The organism is Sulfuriferula sp., from assembly GCF_054605375.1.
The window spans coordinates 1,243-8,315 of sequence record NZ_JBTSEG010000054.1 but is presented as its reverse complement, the minus strand read 5'-3'; the positions used below and the strand labels follow the sequence as shown (position 1 = coordinate 8,315).

9 protein-coding genes are annotated in these 7,073 nt (G+C 58.8%); all 9 read left to right on the top strand.

Annotation, left to right across the window (positions count from 1 at the left end; genetic code table 11):
• Positions 1 to 37: 37 nt before the first annotated feature.
• Positions 38 to 1,255, top strand: a complete 1,218-nt coding sequence (locus tag ACYCZJ_RS16150) for a nitrous oxide reductase family maturation protein NosD (protein ID WP_461555250.1) — start codon at positions 38 to 40, stop codon at positions 1,253 to 1,255.
• Positions 1,233 to 2,201, top strand: coding sequence for an ABC transporter ATP-binding protein (locus ACYCZJ_RS16145; protein ID WP_461555249.1), 969 nt, complete (start codon positions 1,233 to 1,235; stop codon positions 2,199 to 2,201). Before ACYCZJ_RS16150 ends, ACYCZJ_RS16145 begins: the two co-directional genes overlap by 23 nt.
• The gene (locus tag ACYCZJ_RS16140) at positions 2,198 to 3,016 is read left to right on the top strand and encodes an ABC transporter permease subunit (RefSeq protein WP_461555248.1); all 819 of its coding nucleotides are present in this window, start codon (positions 2,198 to 2,200) and stop codon (positions 3,014 to 3,016) included. Before ACYCZJ_RS16145 ends, ACYCZJ_RS16140 begins: the two co-directional genes overlap by 4 nt.
• Positions 3,013 to 3,552, top strand: a complete 540-nt coding sequence (locus tag ACYCZJ_RS16135) for a nitrous oxide reductase accessory protein NosL (protein WP_461555247.1) — start codon at positions 3,013 to 3,015, stop codon at positions 3,550 to 3,552. The genes ACYCZJ_RS16140 and ACYCZJ_RS16135 overlap by 4 nt, the downstream gene beginning before the upstream one ends.
• Positions 3,553 to 3,554: 2 nt before the next feature.
• On the top strand, positions 3,555 to 3,818 hold the full coding sequence (locus tag ACYCZJ_RS16130) for a hypothetical protein (RefSeq protein ID WP_461555246.1): 264 nt from the start codon (positions 3,555 to 3,557) through the stop codon (positions 3,816 to 3,818).
• Between the two features lie 2 nt (positions 3,819 to 3,820).
• Complete coding sequence (locus ACYCZJ_RS16125) at positions 3,821 to 4,171, top strand: toxin-antitoxin system TumE family protein (protein ID WP_461555245.1); 351 nt, start codon at positions 3,821 to 3,823, stop codon at positions 4,169 to 4,171.
• Positions 4,172 to 4,244: 73 nt separating this feature from the next.
• On the top strand, positions 4,245 to 5,090 hold the full coding sequence (locus ACYCZJ_RS16120; RefSeq protein ID WP_461555244.1) for an electron transfer flavoprotein subunit beta/FixA family protein: 846 nt from the start codon (positions 4,245 to 4,247) through the stop codon (positions 5,088 to 5,090).
• Between the two features lie 18 nt (positions 5,091 to 5,108).
• Positions 5,109 to 6,194, top strand: coding sequence for an electron transfer flavoprotein subunit alpha/FixB family protein (locus ACYCZJ_RS16115; RefSeq protein WP_461555243.1), 1,086 nt, complete (start codon positions 5,109 to 5,111; stop codon positions 6,192 to 6,194).
• A 9-nt stretch (positions 6,195 to 6,203) separates the two neighbouring features.
• Positions 6,204 to 7,073: FAD-dependent oxidoreductase (locus tag ACYCZJ_RS16110; RefSeq protein WP_461555242.1), on the top strand; the 870-nt coding region annotated here is incomplete at its 3' end.

Sequence of the window (7,073 nt, the reverse complement as noted above, 5' to 3'; positions counted from 1 at the left end):
CTGGTGCTAAAGCTGTTGTGGAAAGCGTTCTCAAATTATGGGGGCAATTGAACCGAGCGGGCGCGCGCGCATAGTTCGTCCCGGCGAATCCATTGCAGCGGCGGTTTCGGCGGCTCGGCCGGGCGACCTCGTCAGTGTCGAACGCGGCCTGTATACGGAGCATGTGGTGATCGACAAGCCGATTACGCTGCGCGGCCTCGGAAGGCCCACTTTAAGCGGCGCAAACCTTGGCGACGTGATTCGTGTGAAGGCGCCGGACGTGGTCATAGAAGGATTTATCGTGCGCGATAGCGGGCCGGATTTAACCGCTCAAAACGCCGGAATTTATGTGGAACCCGGCTCTCACCGGGCCGTGATCCGCAACAATGTTCTCGCGTACACACTGTTCGGAATGTGGCTGCAAGGCATCAAGGATATTCAGGTGACGAACAACCTGATCACGGGCAAGCGGGACTTTTTGTCATCCCAGCGCGGCAACGGTATCCAGCTCTATGACACGCTGGGCGCGCAGATTATCGGCAATGACATCGGCTTCACCCGCGACGGTATTTATGTGGATGTTTCCCATCACGCGCTGTTCCAGGGAAACAAAATGCACCACTTGCGCTACGGCACCCACTACATGAACTCCTACCATAACGTCTGGGAAGGTAACGAATCCTATCTAAACCGGGGTGGGCTGGCACTGATGGAAGTGCGCAACCAAGTAGTGCGGAACAATAAGGCGTGGGGCAATTCCGATCACGGCATCATGCTGCGCACCCTGCAGGATTCGGTGATCGAGAACAACGTTGTGGCGGGAAACTTTAAGGGGTTCTTTATCTATGACGCGGAATACAACAGCATCAAAAACAACCTGGTCATCGACAACCAGATCGGCGTGCATCTGTGGGCCGGATCGACCCACAATCAGGTGGAAGGCAACGACTTTATAAGGAATCGAGACCAGATCAAGTATGTCGGCGCAAAGGACGAATATTGGGACGGCAATTATTGGAGCAATTACGTCGGATGGGACCGGAATGGCGATGATATCGGAGACATCCCCTACGAGGCCAATGACGTAGTCGACCGCCTGACCTGGAAATATCCTCTGATGAAGCTGCTGCTGAATAGCCCTTCCGTCCAGACGCTGCATTTGGTGGCAGCCCAATTCCCTGTTTTACGGGCGCCCAGCATCGTGGACCGGCATCCGCGCATGAGACCGTATCACGCCGACTGGAGGAAATGGATTGGAAGAAAACGCGATGATTGAGGTGCGGCAGGCGGCCAAGCGCTTCGGGGATATCCTCGCAGTGGACGGCGTCGATTTGTCGGTGCGAAAGGGCGAGATATTCGGGCTCATCGGCCATAATGGAGCCGGAAAGAGCACCTTGTTCAAAATGATGCTGGGGCTGGAGCCGCCGACTTCCGGCGAAATTCTCGTTGATGGACAACGGCCGCGAGGGGAGGCATTCCGGCAGGTGCGTCGCGCGCTTGGCTATCTACCCGAGAACGTGGTGTTTTACGACAATTTGACGGGGTTGGAGACCCTTTGGTTCTTCGCCGATTTGAAACGGGCCGACCGGGCGACGTGCCCGGATTTGCTGGCGAAGGTCGGGCTCGGCGCGGCCGCCCGCAGGCTGGTGCGCGGATACTCGAAGGGCATGCGTCAGCGTCTCGGGTTCGCGCAGGCCCTCCTGGGGCAACCCAAGATACTGTTTCTGGATGAGCCGACCAACGGCCTCGACCCCGAAGGAATCAGGGAGTTCTACCATATCTTGGGGGAGCTGCGTGCGCACGGGGTGACCGTGGTCCTGACGTCTCACATTCTGGCCGAAATCCAGGGACGGGTGGAGCGGCTGGCGATTATGAAAATGGGGAAAATTTGTGCAATGGGGACGCTGCAATCCCTGCGCGAGCAAATGGCTCTTCCCCTGCGCTTTCGCGTCAGCCGGCTCGACGGCGATGCGGATGCCTTGCGGCGCCTGCTTCAGCAGGTGGGAGAGACCAGCGTGTACGACGGCAGCCGGGGCACGCTGGTCGTCGAGTGCCCCAGGGCGCAAAAAATGTCGGTACTGCGTGTGCTCGCATCCGCCACGAGAGAAGTCGCCGATATCCAGATCGAAGAGCCCTCCCTGGAGGATGTGTTTCTGGGCTATGGGAATGAAAGAGCGGAAACGGGTAAACCGATTCCTGAATTATCGGAGGGGCGGCGGTGAGGATCGATTTTCGGCAGGTGGCGACGATCGCCGCCAAGGAATTCTGGGATCGTATCCGGAATCGCTGGGTGCTTGTCACCGCGGTCGTATTCGCCGCGTTTGCCCTGGCCATTACCTATTTTGGTGCGGCGCAGCAGGGTGGCGTGGGTTTCATGGGCATCGAGGTCACGATCGCGAGCCTGGTGAGCCTGGTCATTTATCTTGTTCCGTTGATCGCATTGATTCTGGGGTTCGATGCCATTGTCGGCGAGCGCGAGCGCGGGTCGCTGGACCTCCTGCTGTCAATGCCGATTACCCGGTTTGAGCTGCTGCTCGGCAAATTTTCCGGCCTTTCCGCAGCGCTGGCTTTTTCCACCCTGGCGGGGTTCGGTTTGGTCGGGCTCTTGCTGTCATACCAGCAGCTCGACCTGCCCGGCCTTTACCATTATTTCGGCTTTGTGCTGAGCGCCATCTTGATGGGCATGGCATTTCTCAGCATTGCCGTACTGACTTCCGTGGTGGCGACCGACAGGGCCCGGGCGAGTGGCGCCGCCATCGGCGTGTGGTTCTTTTTTGTACTGGTGTATGACCTGGTGTTGCTCGGCGTTCTGGTGGGAACGGGCGGTGCTGGCGGGAACGCGTTCCCCTTTCTGCTGTTGCTCAATCCGGCAGACGTGTTCCGCATTCTCAATGTGTTCAGTTCCGAACAAGCGAGAACGTTTTACGGACTGGCGACGGTGCTCCCTCAAACCTTGTCTGATCCCTGGTTTCTCGGCTCGATCATGGTGTTCTGGATTGCCGCTCCCTTGGGTTTGGCGGCTTGGAGGTTCAAATGAAGCTTAAAACCAACTCAGTCGGCTGGCTAGGTCGCGCGGCCAAAACCGGACTCTCGGCTCTCGTTGTGCTCTCGGTGGTGGCCTGTCACAAGGCCGACCAGCCAATTCAACCGATAATGCCGACATCCCAGACCACCTGTGCCCTGGACGGTATGCTGCTTCTGGATTTCCCCGGGCCGAAAGCGCAGATTCACTACGCGGACGGAGAAACGGATTTCTTCTGCGATACGATGGAAATGTTCTCTATTTATCTGAGGCCGGAACAGCAAAGGAGGATCAAGGCGATCTTCACTCAGGACATGGGCAAAGCGAATTGGCAAGCACCCCTGGGGCAATGGATAGACGCCAGAAAAGCATACTACGTTGTCGGCAGCAACATGTCCGGAAGCATGGGGCCCACATTGGCGTCATTTGCCCGCATGGAAGACGCTCAAGCGTTCTCGAAGAAACATGGCGGAAAAGTGCTGCGTTTCGATCAGGTTACCCCGGAAATGACCACCCTTGGCGGGGGTGTAATACACGACGAAAGGATGTGAAATTGAGCAATTTTTTTGAAAACATTCCCTATGAAGAAGCGGAGCATATCGACCGCATGACGAAGCTCACGTTTGAGCTGCGGGAAAATCGTTTAGAAGTGCTGAAGAGACATGGTGTGGCGGATGAGGCACAGCTCAAGCAGGCCATTATTGAAGGTGCGGTACCGGAGCATGCAGGCTACGAGGACTACTTGAGCGCCAGCATCATCGATGCGACGAGAGAAGCCATTCGCGATGACCTGAATGCCTATCTGAAGGGACTTTAACCATGCTGTTGCATGTTGAGCTGAAGGATGAAATTGCAGCGCAATACACGGACGAGCTCGCGGCGCACCCGGCATTCTCGCAGGATGCCCTGACGGTCACGTTTCTGAACGGCCTTGTGGTGGAACTGCGCTATCTGAACGCCGACGAATATTCCGTGCAATGGCTATGGCGTGAAGCGCTGCTACGTATCGATACCGCGCCGATCCATCCAGGACTTGCGACCTTCCCTAACCATTTTCACGATGCCGACGGCACGGTGAAGGCCGATCCTGTGACTGTTCCGGGCCGGGAACCGTGGGAGAACGTGCGCGCCTTGCTGGATGCGATTCTCGAGAGACCCTTGTCGTGTTGAATCGCTACGGTTCCGCGAACGTGGCTTTGCCATGATTTTACGATGACGCTTTAGTACCCGTGGAGGGAAAGCAATGCACAGCGTGGTTTGCATCAAGCAGGTACCCGACAGCGCCCAGATCCGCATCCATCCGGTCACCAACACCATCATGCGGCAGGGGGTGCCTGCCATCATCAATCCCTACGATCTGTTTGCGCTGGAAGAAGCCTTGCGCCTCAAGGATCGTTTCGGCGGCAAGGTCACGGTGATCACCATGGGCCCGCCCCAGGCCGAACCAGCGTTGCGCAAGGCGCTGGCTTACGGCGCGGACGACGCCATTCTGATCACCGACAAGTCTTTCGCCGGTGCCGATACGCTGGCCACCAGCTATGTTCTGGCCGCAGCGATCCGCCAGATCGCCAGGGAAGAGCCGGTGGATATGGTGTTTACCGGCAAACAGACCATCGATGGCGATACCGCCCAGGTAGGCCCAGGTATCGCCAAACGGCTCGAACTGCAGCTCCTGACTTACGTGTCGAGGATTGTTTCCGTAGACCCGGACAAACGCGAGATCGTGGTGGAACGCCGCGCCGAGGGCGGCGTTCAGGTGCTCAGGACGGCGTTGCCCTGCCTTATCACCATGCTGGAAGGCAGCAATGCCATGCGCTTCGGCTCCATGCCCGACCTGTTCCGCGCCGCCCTCCATCCGCTCAGGCAATGGGACAGAGCGGCAGCAGGTATTGAGGACGTGACCAAGGTTGGCCTCAAGGGTTCGCCGACGATCGTAAACAAGGTGTTCACCCCCACTCCACGCGCCACCAAGGCGGAAATCATTACGGTGGACGGCGGCAGCTCCCAGGAGCTTGCCGTGGCGCTAATCGCCCGCCTGGGTACGCTTTTCCCTCAAGTGGAAAAAGAGCTGGCCAAACGTGCCCGTTAAATCAACAGGACCTATGTCATGAGCGAAGCAGTGCAGACCAGGAAAAGCCGCCACAAGGGCGAACTCAACCCGCGCCTGGCAGCTTACAAAGGCGTGTGGGTGTTCATCGAGCACGAGCGCGGGCAGGCGCATCCGGTGTCGTGGGAGCTGTTGGGCGAAGGACGCAAGCTCGCTGACCTGCTGGGTGTGGAACTCGCCGGCGTGGTACTGGGCGCAGCCGGCGATGAAACACGACGCTTCTGCGCGGAGGCCTACCAGTATGGGGCTGACCTGTGCTACCTGATGGAGAACGAGGTATTGCGGGACTACCGCAACGACCCGTTCACCCAGGGACTGACTGAACTGGTAAACACTTACCAGCCGGAAATCCTGTTGCTGGGCGCCACCACCCAGGGGCGCGATTTGGCGGGAAGCGTGGCGACCACGCTGCAGACCGGCCTCACCGCCGACTGCACGGGGCTCACCATCGATCCGGAAAACCGCGGCCTGCTGGCCACCCGCCCCACTTTCGGCGGCAGCCTGCTATGCACCATTGTCACCCTCAACTACCGCCCGCAGATGGCTACCGTGCGCCCGCGGGTGATGGCCATGCCGGAGCGTGACGCAAGCCGCATCGGGCGCATCGTCGAACATTCCCTGGCGCTGGCGGAAGACGACATCGTCACCAAGGTGCTGGAATTCATCGCCGACGACAGCCGGGACAAACCCCAGCTGCCTTTCGCCGATGTGATCGTGGCCGGCGGCCGCGGTTTGGGCAAGCCGGAGAACTTTCAATTGATCTGGGATCTGGCGGAAGTATTGAGCGCCGAGGTGGGCGCTTCCCGTCCGGTGGTGCAGGCGGGCTGGGTGGAACCGGACCGGCAGGTCGGCCAGTCCGGCAAAACGGTGCGTCCCAAGCTGTATATCGCCGTCGGCATCTCCGGCGCCATTCAGCACCGGGTGGGGATGGAAGGAGCGGATTGCATCATCGCCATCAATAACGATCCCGATGCGCCGATTTTCGATTTCGCCCATCTCGGCATCGTCGGCGATGCGCTGACGCTACTGCCGGTTCTGACCGAGGCGTTTCGGCAGAAGCTGGCAACCATGAAACAAACAGGATAGGCGGGAAACATGAGTGAAATGGTTCAGGCAGGGATGCCGGCGCAAGCCGGCAACTCGCAAATGATTCAAGCCGGGATGACGGCGCCAGACGGCAACTCGCAAACGATTCAGACAGAAATGACGGCATCCGCCGATAACGTGCAAGCGATTCAGACCGCAAAATTGGCGACAGCCGCCAGCGCGCAAAAGTTCGATGTGATCGTGGTTGGTGCCGGGCCGGCGGGCAATGCCGCCGCCTATACCCTGGCCAAGGCCGGGCTGGCCGTGCTGCAACTGGAACGGGGCGAGGCGCCGGGTTCCAAAAACGTGCAGGGAGCGATCCTTTACTCCGACGCGTTGGAACGCATCATTCCCGATTTCCGCGATAGCGCGCCGCTGGAGCGGCACATCATCGAGCAGCGGATGTGGGTGCTGGACGACGAGTCCTATATCGGCACCACTTTTCGTTCCAACGACTTCAACAAGCCGCCCCACAACCGCTACACCATCATCCGCGCCAAGTTCGACAAGTGGTTTTCGAAGAAAGTGCGGGAGGCTGGTGCACTGGTGATTTGCGAAGTCACCGTCAAGGAACTGCTGCGCAGCAAGCAAGGCAAGGTGATCGGCGTGGAGGTGGACCGGGAGCACGGCAAGATCTACGCCGACGTGGTGATCCTTGCCGACGGCGTGAATTCCACACTGGCCCGCAAAGCCGGATTCCGCGGGGAATTGAAGCCGAAAGATGTCGCCCTGGCAGTGAAGGAAATCCATTTTCTGCCCAGAGACGTGGTGGAGAGCCGCTTTAACATCGGCAAAGATGAGGGAGTGGTGATTGAAATGCTGGGCAAAATCACCCAGGGCATGATGGGTACCGGCTTCCTTTATGCCAACAAGGATTCC